17 protein-coding genes are annotated in these 16004 nt (G+C 64.0%); 11 read left to right on the top strand and 6 right to left on the bottom strand.

Annotated elements, in window-relative coordinates:
• The 5 genes from GXB81_RS17060 to glmS all read left to right on the top strand — a co-directional run.
• Positions 1 to 653, top strand: a 653-nt coding sequence (locus GXB81_RS17060) for an SDR family oxidoreductase (RefSeq protein ID WP_205989838.1), incomplete at its 5' end; no start/stop codon positions are given.
• Between the two features lie 90 nt (positions 654 to 743).
• Complete coding sequence (locus GXB81_RS17055; protein ID WP_167047507.1) at positions 744 to 1139, top strand: dihydroneopterin aldolase; 396 nt, start codon at positions 744 to 746, stop codon at positions 1137 to 1139.
• A 3-nt stretch (positions 1140 to 1142) separates the two neighbouring features.
• The gene (ttcA, locus tag GXB81_RS17050; protein ID WP_205989837.1) at positions 1143 to 2180 is read left to right on the top strand and encodes a tRNA 2-thiocytidine(32) synthetase TtcA; all 1038 of its coding nucleotides are present in this window, start codon (positions 1143 to 1145) and stop codon (positions 2178 to 2180) included.
• A 148-nt stretch (positions 2181 to 2328) separates the two neighbouring features.
• Positions 2329 to 3690, top strand: coding sequence for a bifunctional UDP-N-acetylglucosamine diphosphorylase/glucosamine-1-phosphate N-acetyltransferase GlmU (gene glmU / locus GXB81_RS17045; RefSeq protein WP_167047510.1), 1362 nt, complete (start codon positions 2329 to 2331; stop codon positions 3688 to 3690).
• Positions 3691 to 3745: 55 nt separating this feature from the next.
• Positions 3746 to 5563, top strand: coding sequence for a glutamine--fructose-6-phosphate transaminase (isomerizing) (gene glmS, locus GXB81_RS17040; protein ID WP_205989836.1), 1818 nt, complete (start codon positions 3746 to 3748; stop codon positions 5561 to 5563).
• A gap of 53 nt (positions 5564 to 5616) precedes the next feature.
• On the opposite strand, the gene GXB81_RS17035 is transcribed toward glmS, so the two are convergent.
• Positions 5617 to 6522 (bottom strand): collagen-like protein, encoded by a 906-nt coding sequence (locus GXB81_RS17035; protein ID WP_240159210.1) that lies wholly within the window; start codon positions 6520 to 6522, stop codon positions 5617 to 5619.
• 536 nt (positions 6523 to 7058) lie between these two features.
• Here GXB81_RS17035 and GXB81_RS17030 point away from each other — a divergent pair.
• Positions 7059 to 7649, top strand: coding sequence for a rhomboid family intramembrane serine protease (locus GXB81_RS17030; RefSeq protein ID WP_240159212.1), 591 nt, complete (start codon positions 7059 to 7061; stop codon positions 7647 to 7649).
• 223 nt (positions 7650 to 7872) lie between these two features.
• Here GXB81_RS17030 and GXB81_RS17025 read toward each other — a convergent pair whose 3' ends face one another.
• Positions 7873 to 8523, bottom strand: a complete 651-nt coding sequence (locus GXB81_RS17025) for a hypothetical protein (RefSeq protein ID WP_205989834.1) — start codon at positions 8521 to 8523, stop codon at positions 7873 to 7875.
• A gap of 100 nt (positions 8524 to 8623) precedes the next feature.
• Positions 8624 to 8884: a DUF6723 family protein gene (locus GXB81_RS17020; RefSeq protein WP_167047524.1), complete on the bottom strand. Its 261-nt coding sequence runs from the start codon at positions 8882 to 8884 to the stop codon at positions 8624 to 8626.
• A 357-nt stretch (positions 8885 to 9241) separates the two neighbouring features.
• Between GXB81_RS17020 and GXB81_RS17015 the strand changes: the two genes are divergently transcribed.
• The 3 genes from GXB81_RS17015 (at position 9242) to GXB81_RS17005 (ending at position 12003) form a co-directional block, all read left to right on the top strand.
• Positions 9242 to 9931 carry a transglycosylase SLT domain-containing protein gene (locus GXB81_RS17015; protein WP_205989833.1) on the top strand — a complete coding sequence of 230 codons (690 nt, stop codon included), beginning with the start codon at positions 9242 to 9244 and terminating at the stop codon, positions 9929 to 9931.
• 208 nt (positions 9932 to 10139) lie between these two features.
• Positions 10140 to 10958: a DUF2242 domain-containing protein gene (locus GXB81_RS17010; RefSeq protein WP_240159213.1), complete on the top strand. Its 819-nt coding sequence runs from the start codon at positions 10140 to 10142 to the stop codon at positions 10956 to 10958.
• Positions 10959 to 11751: 793 nt separating this feature from the next.
• Positions 11752 to 12003, top strand: coding sequence for a hypothetical protein (locus GXB81_RS17005; protein ID WP_167047530.1), 252 nt, complete (start codon positions 11752 to 11754; stop codon positions 12001 to 12003).
• A 37-nt stretch (positions 12004 to 12040) separates the two neighbouring features.
• Here the strand turns inward: GXB81_RS17005 and GXB81_RS17000 are convergent, their stop codons facing one another.
• Positions 12041 to 12970, bottom strand: coding sequence for a DMT family transporter (locus GXB81_RS17000; RefSeq protein ID WP_167047532.1), 930 nt, complete (start codon positions 12968 to 12970; stop codon positions 12041 to 12043).
• A gap of 486 nt (positions 12971 to 13456) precedes the next feature.
• On the opposite strand from GXB81_RS17000, the gene GXB81_RS16995 reads away from it, so the two are divergent.
• Positions 13457 to 13672 carry a hypothetical protein gene (locus GXB81_RS16995; protein ID WP_167047535.1) on the top strand — a complete coding sequence of 72 codons (216 nt, stop codon included), beginning with the start codon at positions 13457 to 13459 and terminating at the stop codon, positions 13670 to 13672.
• Positions 13673 to 13876: 204 nt separating this feature from the next.
• Here GXB81_RS16995 and GXB81_RS16990 read toward each other — a convergent pair whose 3' ends face one another.
• Complete coding sequence (locus GXB81_RS16990; protein ID WP_167047538.1) at positions 13877 to 14155, bottom strand: hypothetical protein; 279 nt, start codon at positions 14153 to 14155, stop codon at positions 13877 to 13879.
• 50 nt (positions 14156 to 14205) lie between these two features.
• Positions 14206 to 14964, bottom strand: a complete 759-nt coding sequence (locus GXB81_RS16985; protein ID WP_205989832.1) for a Mut7-C ubiquitin/RNAse domain-containing protein — start codon at positions 14962 to 14964, stop codon at positions 14206 to 14208.
• Between the two features lie 117 nt (positions 14965 to 15081).
• On the opposite strand from GXB81_RS16985, the gene GXB81_RS16980 reads away from it, so the two are divergent.
• The gene (locus GXB81_RS16980) at positions 15082 to 15951 is read left to right on the top strand and encodes an NAD(P)-dependent oxidoreductase (protein ID WP_167047544.1); all 870 of its coding nucleotides are present in this window, start codon (positions 15082 to 15084) and stop codon (positions 15949 to 15951) included.
• Positions 15952 to 16004: the final 53 nt, after the last annotated feature.

Raw genomic sequence — 16004 nt, 5'->3', positions numbered from 1 at the left:
AAGTGGTCGCGCGGATCGCCGCAATGGGCCGCCGCGCGGTCGCGCTGCATGCCGAACTCGGCGACGAGGCGCAGGTCGAGCGGCTTTTGCCGGGCTGTACCGCGGCGCTCGGGCGGCCCACGTGCATCGTCAACAACGCGTCGCGTTTCGAGGAAGACACGGCGCGCGACGTCGGCTACGAGCTGCTGCTCAAGCTGACCGCGATGAACCTCGGCGCGCCGCTCGTGCTCGCGCGCATGCTGTTCGAGGCGACACCCGAGGCCGCCTTGCGCGACGAAAGCCAGCGCGCGGTGGTCATCAACGTGCTGGACCAGAAGCTGTACAACATGAATCCGGATTACCTGTCGTACACGCTGTCGAAGGCGGCCTTGCAGACCGCGACGGTCGCGCTGGCCCAGGCGCTCGCGCCGAAGGTCCGCGTGGTCGGGCTCGCGCCAGGCCTCACGCTGCAATCGGCCGATCAGACGCCGGACGGCTTCGAAGCCGCTCACCGAACGACGCCTCTGGGCCGTGCGTCGCGGCCCGAGGATATCGTCGCCGCCGCGCTGTATCTCGCGGATGCAGCCGGCGTCACCGGAACGACGCTGGTGGTCGACGGCGGGCAGCATCTCGTGCCGCTGCCGCGCGACGTGATGTTTTTGACGGGCGCCTGACATGCGCGCGGCCTGCCTTGCCGAGGCGGCCGGTGCGCGTGGTGATGCGCCCCTTTGCGTGCCACGCACGCTTTTTTGACTGGAACGAACATGTTTGACGCTCTTTCGCATCCCCGGCTTGCCGATTGCCGCCGGCTCTTTCTGCGCAATTACGAGGTGCACATCAATATCGGCGTGCACGACTTCGAAAAGCGCGGCGAGCAGCGCGTCGTCATCAACGTCGAACTGTTCGTGCCGCTGTCGCTGTCCACACCGGTGCACGACAAGCTCAACGAAGTCGTCGACTACGACTTCATGCGCTCGACCATCGCGCAGCGCGTCGCGCAAGGCCATATCCATCTGCAGGAAACGCTGTGCGACGACGTCGTAACGACGATGCTCGAACATCCGCACGTGCGCGCCGCGCGCGTGTCGACCGAGAAGCCGGACGTCTATCCGGACTGCGACGCGGTCGGCGTCGAAGTCTTTCGCATCAAGGAGATTTGAGCGATGAACGCTCCGCAAACGCTCAACGAAGGCCGGCACGACGCTCACGCCGAAGCCGTGGCACAGGCGGCGGCGCAAAGCGCGGTCGACGCCACCGAAACCGCTACGGCCCCGAAGTCGCCGCTCACGCGCCGCGAGCAGAAAGAGGCGTACGAGAACAACAAGCTGTTCAAGCGCCTCGCGCGCCAGGTCGGCCAGGCGATCGGCGACTACAACATGATCGAGGACGGCGACAAGGTGATGGTCTGCCTGTCGGGCGGCAAGGACAGCTACGCGATGCTCGACATCCTGATGCGGTTGCGCGAGCGCGCGCCGATCAATTTCGACATCGTCGCGGTGAATCTCGACCAGAAGCAGCCGGGCTTCCCCGAGCACGTGCTGCCCGAATACCTGACGCAGCTCGACATCCCGTTTCATATCGAGAACCAGGACACCTACAGCATCGTCAAGCGGCTCGTGCCCGAAGGCAAGACCACCTGCTCGCTGTGCTCGCGACTGCGGCGCGGCATCCTGTACCGCGTCGCGGGCGAACTCGGCGCGACCAAGATCGCGCTCGGCCACCATCGCGACGACATCCTCCAGACGCTGCTCCTGAACCTGTTCTACGGCGGCAAGCTGAAGGGCATGCCGCCGAAGCTGCAATCGGACGACGGCAGGAACATCGTGATCCGGCCGCTCGCGTACGTGAAGGAAACCGATCTGGAAAAATACGCGGAGCTGCGCGAATTTCCGATCATTCCGTGCAATCTGTGCGGCAGCCAGCCGAACCTGAAGCGCGCCGAAATGAAGGCGCTGGTCCGCGACTGGGAGAAGCGCTTCCCGGGCCGTATCGAGAACATGTTCAACGCGCTCTCGAATGTGGTGCCGTCGCATCTTATGGACCATCAGCTGTTCCCGTTCGCGGGGCTGCGCGCGAGCGGCGAAGCCGATCCGAACGGCGACATCGCCTTCGACGAAGAGCCGTGCTCGACCGGCAGCGACGAGGGCGCACCGCTCACCGGCGCGAAGACCATCTCGCTGGTCCAGTTCGACGACCTCTGAGAGCCGCCCGCGAAAAGCGCCCGATTTTGCGGATATGCCGGCGCTTTTCCGCTGGCCTTCTGTTCCCGCCAAGGCCGCACCCGCGGCCTTTTTTGCGGGTGCAGCATGCTAGAATCGTCGGCTCCAAACTCGTCTGATTGCCGACGCCATGAACATCGTGATTTTGGCGGCGGGTACCGGCAAGCGCATGCGTTCCGCGCTTCCCAAGGTGCTCCATCCCCTGGCTGGCCAGCCGCTCCTCGCTCATGTCATCGACACCGCTCGCGCGCTGAAGCCCGCGCGTCTGATCGTCGTGATCGGCCACGGCGCCGAGGCCGTGCGTGAAGCGGTCGCGGCGCCCGACATTCAATTCGCGGTGCAGGAGCAGCAGCTCGGCACCGGCCACGCGGTGCAGCAGGCGTTGCCGCTGCTCGATCCCTCGCTACCCACCCTCGTGCTGTACGGCGACGTGCCGCTCACGCGCGCGCAAACGCTGCAGGCGCTGACCGAACGCGCGGGCCGCGACGGCTACGGCGTGCTCACCGTCACGCTCGACGACCCGAGCGGCTACGGCCGCATCGTGCGCGACCCGAGCGGCAAGGTGCAGCGCATCGTCGAGCAGAAGGACGCGAGCCCCGAGCAGTTGAAGATCGCCGAGATCAACACCGGCATCATCGTCGCGCCGACCGCGCGGCTCGCCGGCTGGCTCGCGGCGCTGAAAAACGACAACGCGCAAGGCGAGTTCTATCTGACCGACGCGGTCGAAATGGCGATCGAAGCCGGCCTCGAAGTCGTCACCACGCAGCCCGACGACGAGTGGGAAACGCTCGGCGTGAACAGCAAGCAGCAGCTCGCCGAACTCGAACGGATTCATCAGCGCAACGTGGCCGACGCGCTGCTCGTCGCGGGCGTGACGCTCGCCGACCCGGCGCGCCTCGACGTGCGCGGCACGCTCGAATGCGGCCGCGACGTGTCGATCGACGTGAACTGCGTATTCGAAGGCCGCGTGACGCTGGCCGACAACGTGACAATCGGCCCGAACTGCGTGATCCGCAACGCGAACATCGGCGCGGGCACGCGCGTCGACGCGTTCACGCATATCGAAGGCGCAGAAGTCGGCGCGAAGGCCGTGCTCGGCCCGTACGCGCGCTTGCGTCCCGGCGCGGCGCTGCAAGACGAGTCTCACGTGGGGAACTTCGTCGAGATCAAGAACGCAGTGCTCGGCCATGGCTCGAAAGCGAACCATCTCACCTATATCGGCGACGCGGATATCGGCGCGCGCGTGAACATCGGCGCGGGCACGATTACCTGCAACTACGACGGCGCGAACAAATTCCGCACCGTGATCGAAGACGACGTGTTCGTCGGCTCGGACACGCAACTGGTTGCGCCGGTGCGCGTGCGGCGCGGCGCGACGATCGCGGCGGGCACGACGGTCTGGAAGGACGTCGAGCCCGATGCGCTGGTGCTGAACGACAAGACTCAAACGAGCAAAACGGGCTACGTGCGCCCGGTCAAGAAGAAAAACTGACGGAGACGGCGCGCGAGGCGCGCTTTCTGAATCCGGCTCTGAAAAGGAATAAACCATGTGCGGCATTGTCGGCGCGGTTGCGCAACGTAATATCGTTCCCGTCCTGATCGAAGGACTCCGGCGCCTCGAATATCGCGGCTACGATTCGTGCGGCGTCGCCGTGCTCGGCGCGAACGGACCGAGCCGCGCGCGCAGCGTTGCGCGCGTCGCCGACCTCGACGACCAGGTGCGCGACGGGCAGCTCGAAGGCGTGACGGGCATCGCGCATACGCGCTGGGCCACGCACGGCGCGCCGGTCACCGACAACGCGCACCCGATCTTCTCGCGCGACGCGCTCGCGTTGGTACACAACGGCATCATCGAGAATTACGAAGCACTGCGCGAGATGCTGCGTGGCAAGGGTTACACGTTCGTTTCGCAGACCGACACCGAGGTTATCGCGCACCTGATCCACAGCCTGTATCGCGGCGATCTGTTCGCGGCGGTGCGCGAAGCGATCGCGCAACTGCACGGCGCGTATGCGATCGCGGTGCTGCACAAGGACCAGCCGCACACGGTGGTCGGCGCGCGCCAGGGCTCGCCGCTCGTGGTCGGGCTCGGCGACGGCGAGAACTTCCTCGCCTCGGACGCGCTCGCGCTCGCGGGCAGCACCGAACGCTTCATCTTCCTCGAGGAAGGCGACGTGTGCGAACTGTCGCTCGACGGCGTGCGTATCGCCGATCGCAACGGCGAGCGCGCGCAGCGCGAAGTGCGCCAGGTCGCGGCCTATGGCGGCGCGGTCGAACTCGGCCCGTATCGCCACTTCATGCAGAAGGAAATTTTCGAGCAGCCGCGCGCGATCACCGACACGATTCCGCAGACCGATGCGTTCGATCCGTGGATCTTCGGCGACAGCGCGAGCAAGGTGTTCGGCGAGATCGACAGCCTGCTGATTCTCGCGTGCGGCACGAGCTACTACTCGGGGCTCACCGCGAAGTACTGGCTCGAATCGATTGCGAAGATTCCGACCCAGGTCGAGATCGCGAGCGAGTATCGCTATCGCGAGTCGGTGCCGAATCCGAAGTCGCTCGTGGTCGTGATCTCGCAGTCGGGCGAAACAGCCGATACGCTCGCGGCGCTCAAGCACGCACAGGCGCTCGGCCACGCGCACACGCTCGCGATCTGCAACGTCGGCACGAGCGCGATGGTGCGGCAGACGGAGTTGTCGTTCCTCACGCATGCGGGCCGCGAGATCGGCGTTGCATCGACGAAGGCGTTCACGACGCAACTGGTCGCGCTGTTCGTGCTCGCGGCCACGCTCGCGAAGCTGCGCGGTCACCTGAGCGACACGCAGGAAGCGGACTACCTGAAGCAGTTGCGCCATCTGCCCGCCGCGCTGAACAGCGTGCTGGCGCTCGAGCCGCAGATCATCGCGTGGTCGGAAGAGTTTTCGCGCAAGGAGCATGCGCTGTTCCTCGGCCGCGGCCTGCACTATCCGATCGCGCTCGAAGGCGCGCTGAAGCTCAAGGAAATTTCGTATATCCATGCCGAGGCGTATCCGGCCGGCGAGCTCAAGCATGGGCCGCTCGCGCTCGTGACCGAAGCGATGCCGGTGGTCACGGTCGCGCCGAACGATGCGCTGCTCGAAAAGCTGAAGTCGAATATTCAGGAAGTGCGCGCGCGTGGCGGCGAGCTTTACGTGTTCGCCGATTCGGATACGAAGATCGTCAACGACGAGGGGCTGCATGTGATCCGGATGCCGGAGCACTACGGGCTGCTGTCGCCGATCCTGCACGTCGTGCCGTTGCAGTTGCTCGCGTATCACACGGCATGTGCGCGGGGGACGGATGTGGATAAGCCGCGGAATCTGGCGAAGTCGGTGACTGTCGAGTGAGCTTTGGGCGGGACGCGATGGTATCCCGCCTCTCGCTTCTCTCCGGCACACAGCTACAACTCGAATTTATTGCTACGATCCCGCCGCGCATTCCCTTCCTGAAGCAGTTTCATTTGCTCGTCAAAGCGCTGCCGGGACATATTGAGTTCGTGCGCGTACTTCATTTCCATCAATCGCACTCTGAATTCGAGAAGATTCTTTTTGTGCGATTTTTCGTCGAGCAGTTTCTTCGCCAGTGCGCAACAGAGAAGCGCAACGGAAAGGATCAGTGTGTACGCGCAAATGAATATCAACAGCGAAACGAGCAACTCGTAACCGAGATAGACGATACCGACGAGTCCGCAGCACACGATAAGCAACTGAAGCACGCGGGCAATATTCGATTGCTCGCGGGTTCTGTTGCGTCGGGCCCGGTATAGGGCCCGACGCCGGTTGAAGTCCTGCCTCGTGAGCGCGGCAATGAGCTTCTCACGGTCGAATTCGGAGAGATCAGGCGAGTGAGATATCTTGCTTTCCGCGTATTCTCTCGATTCCCGCAGAGTCGGTGGGCGACCCGCGGAGAGGTTGCGTTTCCATATCTCGAGCAAAGCGAGAACGATCGGCGTCAATGCCGTGACGAGTTTTGCGAGAGAGGTCAGGAGGTTCTCTGGGGGCGAGCCGGAACCTCCATCCGGTTTGGGATTGTTGTTGCCATCCGCCGACTTTCCTTGCGGGTAGAGCAAACTGACCAGCGAAACGCCGGCAGGGCCTTGCAGACCATCACGGCCGGGAGGCCCGGGTTCGCCGCGGTCGCCTGTTTCGCCCCGGTCACCCTTTTCACCGCGATCGCCTCTCTCGCCCTTGCTGCCCGAGTCGCCGCGATCGCCTTTCTCTCCGCGTTCGCCACGCTCGCCTTTCGCACCGGTGTCGCCTTTTGCCCCCTGTTCGCCGGGCTTGCCGGCCGCACCTTGAGGGCCCACGGACCCGGCAACGCCGTTGACCCCGTTGACCCCAGTATTCTCCCTCGCACTCCGGCTGCCTCGGCCAGTATCCCCATTCGCGGTTTGCCCGCCTGGAAGCAGCACGTTCGTGACGTACCCGGTGCCTATGGGCGTGTTATCGGGGGCCGTAGCCGCGTGACCGGACTGATCGCGACTCGCGCACGCCGAAAGAGTCATGCAGAATCCTATCGCCGCAACACTCAATAACCGCTTCATCGGATTATCTCGATTGTTTTATTTCGTCGTCGTGGTCAAGCAAATAGCCTTTGCCCGATGAGGTGACGCTGCCGGATTCAACGACTGTCGCGTCTTCAGCATAGCGGAATTCTGAAAGCGAAACCGCGGCATGATTCGCCAAAAGAAAGTGCAATGACCCAGCGTGGCGAAGCGCCCATGCCGTGTCGGCTTAATCCGTTTTTTCCACGACGGCTCGACGCGGCGGCACCCTATCGACTACGCTCGGCCGATACCACGCAGGGCATCATCGACACATGAAGACCTCGGCTTCCGACCCAATGCGAACCGCGACGTTCACCGCCCAACTCAAAACTCGAGCCGTACTGCTCGCGCTCTTCGTCGGCTCGATGTGGGCGGTGTTCTTTCTGTCGGCCGCGTTGCCGTTCCTCCATCTGAACGAGCACGGTGTCGTGCCGCGCACGTTCGGCGGCCTGCAAGGCATCCTGTTTGCGCCGTGGCTGCATGCGAACCTCGCGCACATCGCCGCCAACACGAGCGGGCTGCTCGTTCTCGGCTGGTTGTGCACGTGGCCGGACATCGCCGGCTTCTGGCGCGCGACCCTCGGCGCGATGCTGGGCGCGGGTCTCTGCGCGTGGTTATTGGGCGCGCCTTATTCGGTGCATATCGGCGCGAGCGGCTTGGTGTTCGGCTATGCGGGCTATCTGGTTGCGCGCGGTTACTACACGCGCAATCTCGTCTCGATCGTCGTGGCGCTGGTCGTCGTGAGCAGCTACGGTCTGAGCATGCTGTTCGGCGTGCTGCCGGTCTATCCCGGTGTGTCGTGGCAGAGCCATATCGGCGGCGCGCTCGGTGGCGTGCTTGCGGCGCGCGCGGCGGCCGGGGCGGCTAGAAGCGTGCGCATGCGCTGATTGATGCGCATGCATCGCCACCTCGGTATGTCGTCGTGGTATGGCCGACGGAGTCGAGGCGGGCTGCGTATATCCAACCGCGCGGCGCTTGGCTTCGGAAGCGCGCGCGTTTATCGGCAAGCGTATTCCCGTTTCCTCAAATCGGGTTCGGCGCAGGTGGCAAACAATCCGCCCATTCCCGGACACGGATACGCCGGCGCGAGCTTGCCCGACAACGCGGCGCTCACTCTCTCACCAACGACACCGCCGCCGCCGACACGAACTCGGCGCGCACGCTCTCGCCAACGTGGAGTTCGTCGAGCGGAATATCGCGCGCGACTTGCAGCAGTTGCCGATGTTTCGGTCCACGCAGCGTCACCGTGCGGTTCTTGCCATCGATCCTGACGACAGTCGCGACGATCCGCACCCGATGCGCGGACGACACCACGCCCGCCGATGCCGGCAGTGCGAGCGTCGTTTCGGTGCGCTCGCGCACATCTTGGGTTGCGAGCTTCTCGACGCGAATCAGCATCGCCTGCTGATACGCGACGTTGAGGCGATCGCCGACACGCAACCGGCTCACGTCCGCGATGCCCCGGTTGACCTCGACGTCGGCGAGTTGGCCGCGCGGATCGCGCAGCAGCACACGATTGCTGGCGGCATCGACGGCATCGACGTGCACGCGCATATGAACGACGTCCGCTTCGCGCAGCGCCGCTTGCACGGTATCGGCGGCGACGGCGGTGTCCTGCGCGAAGCCGGGTTGAGCCAACGCGCTCGCGAACAGAGCCGCGCCACAGAGCGCCGCAACCGGTAGCCTCGCCGTGCGCCGACGGCTCCTGTCATGCTGCCTGTCGTGGCTCATCGCGCTTTCCATGTCGGTCTTCTTGTTCATTCTTCATTGCGCCTGTTCGCTGTTGCGCCCTTGTTTGCCATATGCGGGCAACCTGCTGTCACTGCCGCCGTCGTCGCATGCACAGGCGCAACGCCTCGCGCTAAAGCTCCGGCCGGGCCAGATCGCTCGTGACGATATGCTCTCCGTACACCTGCGCGGCGGCAATCGCTTCGAGCCGCGTCGCATGCGGACCGAGCTCCGGTGCGCCGTCGAACGGAAACAGCACGCGGCCGTCGGTATTGCGCACGACTTTCAGCACGCCGTAGAAGCGCCGATAGCCGGCCATCTTCGCGGTCGCCGAAATGTCGAAATCGTCCTCCGACGTGCCGGGGACACTGGGAATGAATGCGGTTTTGCTCATGGTTGAAAACATCGGTTATTCGCCGAACCGGCACGCCAGCAAGAGAACACTGTGCAGCCGGAGTTCGCGCTGACGGGCGTGCGGACCGCACCCATTGTCTCAAATCTCCGCTTGCAACCGCTGTCGATCCATAAATGCAACTAACCGCATAAATTGGGCAGACAAACAGAAGGCGATCACCTCGTCTTCGTTACTCGCACCGCTACCTGGTGGCTTTTATCCCAAGAGAGAGTCGTTCAGGCAACCGACCCGCATCCCGATTCCCCTTGATTTAAAAGACAAAAATTGTAATGACCCAGTGTCGAACAACAGGGCAGGGATATAATACGAGGATTGCCGCTACCTTCCGTCCCCGTTATGAGCCGGTTACTTTGCCTGATCGTGCTTTCGTTAGGTTTGATGCAAACCGCAGCAGCCGACGAAAACAGCGACCGAATATCGGCGTATCTCACGCACAAATTCGGCCTGGCCAAGGACAAAGCTCAAAAGATTTCCGACGCGGTGCAGTCCGCCTCCTCCAAATACTCCCTCCCGCCGGCGCTGCTGCTCGCCATCATCTCGATCGAATCCCGTTTCAAGGAAAAAGCCCGCGGTGCCAACGGTGCGACGGGGCTCATGCAGGTCGTGCCGCAGGCGCATCGCGGACTGCTGCGCAACGTCAAGGACCTCACCGAGCCGGGCGCGAACATCGAAGCCGGCTCGGCAATCCTTTACGGCTATATGCGCTCGGCCAACGGCGATCTGAGCGCCGCGCTGAAGAGCTACGGCGGATCGAAGGCATATGCGCAGAAGGTGAGCTTGCGCGTCGAAGACTTCGCCGCAATCGCTCCGCCGCAGAACCTCACGCAGCATGCCGACGGCCAGGCCGTGCCGTGCGAGGCCGATCGTTGCGCCGGGGCGAATCAGTGGGCCGATGCGTTTAGCGTGCCGGCGGTGCAACCCGCGAGTGCGGCGGTGACGGCGTCTTCCGTGTCTTCCTCTTCGGCCGCCACTTCGGCTCCGGCTACACGTTCGGTTTCAGGCTCGGCGCGTACCGCATCGAATTAACCGCATCCGCGCGGTTTTCCCTTCGCTTCCGCCTGCTTTCCGTATCAGAGGCTGCTGCAATCACTGCGAATGCAGACTGTCGCGGCATCCACGCAACCCTCCCCGGTTTCGTCTCTTTATCGCTCACCGCCACGCGGTGACGGGTTCCCGCCGCACGCTTTTACGCACACCCGGCGGCGCGCTCTACAATGCATTTCCATTCGCGCCCATGCGGCGCTCCTTGTACTCGATCATGCAGATCCCGTTTTCCAGAACCACCGCCGCGGCCCTGTTCGGGCTGCTGGCGCTCGCGGCATGCAGCAGCACACCGCAACCGCAATTCCAGCAGGAATTGTTCGAAACCGGTGCGAGCCCGTACGCCCGCAACTTCAATTCGAGCACGACCGACGCCTGCGAAGCCGCGCGCCGCGCCTTGCTGAGCCAAGGCTATCTGACGACGATGGCGCGTCCCGATACCGTCGACGGCACGAAGAATTTCCAGCCGACGAGCGATACCCACGTAGTCGTCGAATTTCATGTGGTGTGTACGCCGGGAGAAGAGGCGGCCAGCACGAGCATCGTCTACGTGAACGCGGTGCAGAACGGCTTCGCGCTGAAAAAAAGCGATACCTCGGCGAGCGTCGGGCTGAGCGTGCTTGGCTCGCTGTCGCTGCCGATCCGCTCGAACAGCGACGCGATGGTCAAGATATCGAGCGAGACGATTCCGTCGGGCAAGTTCTACGACCGTTTCTTCGGCCTCGTCGATCACTACCTGCAAACCGTCGTGCGCACACAGCCGGTGACGAGCAGCACAATCGAAACGCGCGTGCTGCCGGCCCCCGAACCGATGCCGACGCCGGTACTTGCACCGGAGCCCGCATCGGCGCCGGTTCCGGTGACGACGCCCACCGCGGTTCCTGAGCCGGTTCACGCGTCAATCGCCGCTGCGGCGCCAGTGGCGGTCCCCGCGCTGGCTCCTACTTTGCCCGATGCGATCGGCCAGGCGGCCGGCATCCAGCCGGCGAGCGGAGCGAGCCCCGCACCATAAACGTCGAGGCGGCCAACATCGTGGTGCAGCCTGCGGATTCAGGTCGATCAAGCGCTGCCCAGCCTGTCATCCGCGCGCGCACCGGGACTTATCCTATGTTTTTTACTTCATACGTATACATATGTAGTAATAGTTAACAAGGGTTTACCCGTTCTGTGGATAACGCCAAAATTCCTCGCTTCATCAAGGCGATGCAAAACCCATAACCCTGCGGAACACTCCTGTAGAAAAACTACATAAGTGGGATAAGTTCGGCAGCACGTTGACCGGCACCCGTCTTTATCAAGATTTCGCACACAAGCTGTTCGACGGGATATCCCGACGTTGTTCATAGCTTGTTGTGGATAACCCGTCGCCTCGAGCGCCTTTCGCCGTGTGCGACAGCCCGCAGTTCGCGCGACGCGAAGCGCTCGCCACCGCACAGACCCTCGCGCGCCGGACGCGCACATTTGAACCGCGGCATGAAGATTGCGCGCTTTCTTTTTGCAAGCGCAACTGTTGCTATTTAGTCAAAAACATTTGGGCACCGAGCCATCCCGGCATAGAGTTAAAGTGATTTCTGAGGTTCTTGGTGCAATGCGGGGGGATGTATGAAACGCAGATCAGCACGACAACTCGTCCGTCTTCTCTCGGACCTTCGGCATGCGGCTCATTGCAGTACCTTGAGGGCGGCAGCGACCAATCGGGCGATGGCGCTGGCCGCCGCCGAAACCGACGAACATGCCGCCGACGACGGCGACAGCATCGAGTCCACGCGCGACGCCCATCAGGACAAACCGGTCCGGAGCGGATCATGAGATCCGCAAGCGAGCAGTCGCTGCGGTTTCTGGTCGAGAAGTGGCTTGCGCCGCTGCCTTCGGCGCTGGTTCACGTCACGGAATTCAGCCGCACGCGCTTGGGCGGCCGGCGTTATGTGCGGGTGGAGACGTCGTCGGAAGAGGGCGCGCGCGGCCTGTTCTTCTTTCGTCACGACGACGGCTGCTGGTGCGTGTTTCCGCCCACCGCCGATACGCCGAAGCTGTATGCGCATCCGCGGGCCGCATGAAGGGTTTCAATCGGACAGGCCCCGCTGGGTTTGCCGCTTACGACGCTTGCGGCACGCGTTCGCGGTTGCGCCGCCAGCCTGGCAGCACCTGACACACGATTAATCCCGCCAGCATCAGCGCGCAGCCGGACAGCGCGCGCGCCGTCAGCGTTTCTCCGAGCACGAGCCAGCCGGCGAGGGCCGCGAACACGCCTTCCATGCTGAAGATCACCGCTGCGTGCGACGGCGCCGCATGCTTTTGGGCGACCACCTGGATCGTATAGGCGATGCCGACCGACATCGCTCCGCCATACGCGATCGTCGGCGCCGCGCGTGTGAGCACCGCGACGCTGACCGGCTCGACCGCGAGGCCGATTGCGAGGCACACGAGCCCGCAGGTCACGAACTGCACGAGCGCGAGCATCAGCGTGTCGTGGCGCGCCGCGAAGCGGCCGACGAGCATCATCTGCGCGGAAATCACCAGCGCGCCCGCGAGCTGATACCAGTCGCCGTATAGCATCGAGAAATGTTCGTCGACGCTCAGAAAATACATGCCGACGGCCGCGAGCAGCGCGCCGAGCCACGTGCCGAGTCCGGTTTTATGGCGAAACAGCACGCCGAGCAACGGCACGATCACGACATACAGCGAACTGATGAAGCCGGCGTTGGCGATCTTCGTGTATTGCAGCCCGATCTGCTGCAATGAAATCGATACGGCCAGCACGACACCGAGCAGTCCACCGGCGCCGAGCAGTTCGCGAGCACCGCCCGGCTCGCGCCTCGTCAATTCGGCGAGCGCCGGGCGGCGTACGCAGACGATCATCGTCAGCACGACGAGCGCGCCGAGCAGAAAGCGCAGGCCGGTGAACAGAAACGGGCCGATCGCGTCGAGGCTCAGCCGCTGCGCGACAAACGCGGAGCCCCAGATCATTGCGGCGATCAGCATCAGCACGTTGGCGCGCAGGTGTTGGCGGGTATCGGAATTCAAGTTTTTTGGGTTTCTGGAGTGGGTCGTGCCGGCAAGCGCGCTATTCATTTGCGGTGGTGCGCGCGGGCAGGCTGTCGAGACGCGGCCCGTGGTGCCGGCTACAGCTTGCCGGGATGACGTATCCGGCGTCGGACCGGCCGGAGATTGTTCACATGATACGCGGGCGTCTCGCGGCCGGACAGGCAAGCGGCGCGACTTGCGCGACGATCGCGTAACCGTCGGCCGAGCGCTGCCCTGTTTGAATCGGCGAGCTTTGCGGCGAACGGCCTGGTGTTGTCCCTGGTGCGCTATTCAGGATGGGTGAAAGCATCACGAAAGCTCGTTGTCTCCCAGAAAATACATATTGAGTTTTGGGCATGACAAACCGCCTACGCTTGGGTAATACTCTTTCGCGGGGAGTAAAAGGCGCCGTGAAGCCCTGTCTGCTCTACCGTGCAGGTGTCTTCTTTCACATTCGACTCAGTCGTCCGGTTTGGGGAACAACATATGAAAAAAGTTATCGTCTCGCTCGCAGCTGCTTCGATCGCGCTGGTTTCGGTTCAGGCATTCGCACAGGCATCCGACGCAGCCGCTGCGCCGGCTGCTGCCGCTCCTGCACCGAAGAAGCATCACATCAAGAAGCTGAAGACCCACGGCAAGCGCGCTCCGGTTGCTGCCGCAGCGTCGGCAGCCGGCACGAACGACAAGGGCGCGACGAACTAAGTTGACGCCCGTTCGTCGGGCACGCGTGCCGTACCGTTGCACCGGGCCGTTAGCGGGCCGTCGCAGTCGGGCGCGGCAAGGCGTTGCCAGCAAAAAGGCCAGAGCTTGTGCTCTGGCCTTTTTGCATGCGCGACGGGTTCGCGGTCCGGCCCGGCATTCGCGCGAACCGTGCGCCGCGAGCGTGTCGACGCGCGCGGTTCGGCGTCAGCCCGCGAGGCCGCGTCGGATGATTTGGTCCAGCAGGCCGTTCATGCCGTCCGGATGCGCGGCGGCGCGCGTTTTCAGTTCTTCCGCGAGTTCGCTGTTCAGCTTGCACGCGAATGGAACGAGGCCCTGTGCCTGATCGAGCTTGCGTTGCTCGCGCCGGTCGATCTTCGGCTCGGCCGCGAGACCTGTGCCGCCCCGGCCGACGCCCGCTTGCTTCATTGCGTTGTTCAGTTTCAGTGCCTTGTTCTTTTCAAGGTCGGTTTTTTTCATCGCCATCTGGAAGGCCTCTGCGAAATAGGTAATCCAGCATTGTACGCAGCGCGCCCTTAGCCGGAGTGATCCGACGTTCCCGTCGCAACACTGTCGATCAATGCGCGCATTTTCTGCCAATGCGTGCCTTCCCAGAACACGCGCTCGCACACGTCGCAGGTGACGAAGCGGCTATGCCGCTGCAGCACACCGCGCGGCGCGCGCGGGCCGACCTCTTCTCGTGCAATGCGCCGCAGCGGCGCATTGCACATCAGGCACAAACGAAACGGCTGCACGCTGCGCGCGAGATCGAGCCGCTCGAATACTTCGCGAAACTGCTCGCGCGGCCGCAGCGCGCGCACGTAGCAGCCATGCGTGATGTTGCGGCGTTTCAGCAGCTCGCGGTCGCGCGTCAGCACGATGCGCTGCTGCGCGGCGGCGAGCGCTTCGATGTCGGCGTCGGGATAGTGGTTGTCGTAGAGCGTATCGAAACCGGCAAGGCGCAGAAGCGGTGCAAGGCCGCCGAGGTGCGCGTCGGCGATGAAGCGCGTCACGCGCAGCGGCCGTTCGCGCACGCGCAGCAACGGTTGAATGTCGAGCGCTTCGAACTTCGGATAGACGGCGACGCGGTCGCTTTCCGCGAGCAGGTGATTGAAACCGACCGATTCGCCATTCACGAGAATCAGCTCGACCTCGGTATGCGGCACGCCGAGCACTTCGATCATGTGCTTGGCCGTCGCGCCGCGCGCGCAGACGCAGGCGAACTCGCGCCGGCGCAGCGGCCGGGCGAGAAAGTCGTTCAGCTCCTCGTAGAAGCGGAATGTCGCGGTGACCATGCGAGCAGTATCGCACCGCTTGCGTTATTCGCTGTGCTGCCCGCCGTATTGCTTGTTGTCCTGCGCGTGTCGCATGAGTGTGCTCTACTTCGGGTTCTTTAGAAGACGGAGCAATAGATGGACATCGGTTTTATCGGCCTCGGCGAGATGGGTGCCGCGATGGCTGAAAACATTCTGAAAGCGGGCCACCAGGTGCGCGTGTGGAACCGCTCGCCGGAAAAGGCGCAGGCACTGGCCGGGCAGGGCGCGCAAATCGTCGCGACGCCGGCTGAAGCGTTTGCAGGCGACGCCGTGTTCTCGATGCTCGCCGACGATGCCGCGCTGCGCGAGGTCATCACCGCGTCGCTGCTCGAACATGCGCCGCGCGGGCTGATCCACGCGAACATGGCCACGATCTCGGTTGCGCTCGCCGAGGAACTGGCGACCGCGCATGCGTCGCGCGGCATTCACTACGTGGCCGCGCCGGTGCTCGGGCGGTCCGACGTCGCGGCCGCGGGCAAGCTGACGATCGTCGCGGGCGGGCCGGCGGAATCGATCGACCGGCTCCAGCCGATTTTCGATGTGCTCGGCCAGAAGACCTGGCGCATCGGCTCGCTGCCGCAGCAGGCGAACGTGATGAAGCTCGCCGCGAATTTCATGCTCGGCGCGGCGATCGAGACGCTCGGCGAAGCGGCCGCGCTCGTGACCGGCCACGGCCTCGCGATGCAGGACTTCCTCGACGTGATCACGAGCGGCCTGTTCCAGGGGCCGGTGTACTCGGGTTACGGCAAGCTGATCGCCGAGCAGCGCTTCGAGCCGGCGCTCTTCAAGGCTCGGCTCGGTCTGAAGGACCTGCGCCTCGCGCTCGCCGCCGCCGATGCGGTGACGACGCCGATGCCGGTCGCCAGCGTGGTGCGCGACAGCCTGATTGAAGCCATTGCGCATGGCGACGGCGAGAAGGACTTCGCGGTGCTGGGCCAGGTCGCGACGCGCCGCGCCGGCCGCTGAGGCCGTTAGCGCGCTGACGCTCCCTTGCGGTTTGCCGGAGTCGAGCAGGGTCG

The organism is Paraburkholderia sp. Ac-20336 (genome assembly GCF_017105025.1).
In the GTDB taxonomy this organism is placed as follows: domain Bacteria; phylum Pseudomonadota; class Gammaproteobacteria; order Burkholderiales; family Burkholderiaceae; genus Paraburkholderia.
Note: the sequence above shows the minus strand (reverse complement) of the source record. Positions and strands in the feature narration are given on the sequence as shown.

Excerpts from the sequence above, each read along its gene's own strand:
- GXB81_RS17055 (WP_167047507.1), top strand. The coding sequence starts at position 744 with ATGTTTGACGCTCTTTCGCATCCCCGGCTTGCCGATTGCCGCCGGCTC.
- ttcA (WP_205989837.1), top strand. The coding sequence starts at position 1,143 with ATGAACGCTCCGCAAACGCTCAACGAAGGCCGGCACGACGCTCACGCC.
- glmU (WP_167047510.1), top strand. The coding sequence starts at position 2,329 with ATGAACATCGTGATTTTGGCGGCGGGTACCGGCAAGCGCATGCGTTCC.
- glmS (WP_205989836.1), top strand. The coding sequence starts at position 3,746 with ATGTGCGGCATTGTCGGCGCGGTTGCGCAACGTAATATCGTTCCCGTC.
- GXB81_RS17030 (WP_240159212.1), top strand. The coding sequence starts at position 7,059 with ATGCGAACCGCGACGTTCACCGCCCAACTCAAAACTCGAGCCGTACTG.
- GXB81_RS17025 (WP_205989834.1), bottom strand. The coding sequence starts at position 8,523 with ATGAACAAGAAGACCGACATGGAAAGCGCGATGAGCCACGACAGGCAG.
- GXB81_RS17020 (WP_167047524.1), bottom strand. The coding sequence starts at position 8,884 with ATGAGCAAAACCGCATTCATTCCCAGTGTCCCCGGCACGTCGGAGGAC.
- GXB81_RS17015 (WP_205989833.1), top strand. The coding sequence starts at position 9,242 with ATGAGCCGGTTACTTTGCCTGATCGTGCTTTCGTTAGGTTTGATGCAA.
- GXB81_RS17010 (WP_240159213.1), top strand. The coding sequence starts at position 10,140 with ATGCGGCGCTCCTTGTACTCGATCATGCAGATCCCGTTTTCCAGAACC.
- GXB81_RS17005 (WP_167047530.1), top strand. The coding sequence starts at position 11,752 with ATGAGATCCGCAAGCGAGCAGTCGCTGCGGTTTCTGGTCGAGAAGTGG.
- GXB81_RS16995 (WP_167047535.1), top strand. The coding sequence starts at position 13,457 with ATGAAAAAAGTTATCGTCTCGCTCGCAGCTGCTTCGATCGCGCTGGTT.
- GXB81_RS16990 (WP_167047538.1), bottom strand. The coding sequence starts at position 14,155 with ATGGCGATGAAAAAAACCGACCTTGAAAAGAACAAGGCACTGAAACTG.
- GXB81_RS16985 (WP_205989832.1), bottom strand. The coding sequence starts at position 14,964 with ATGGTCACCGCGACATTCCGCTTCTACGAGGAGCTGAACGACTTTCTC.
- GXB81_RS16980 (WP_167047544.1), top strand. The coding sequence starts at position 15,082 with ATGGACATCGGTTTTATCGGCCTCGGCGAGATGGGTGCCGCGATGGCT.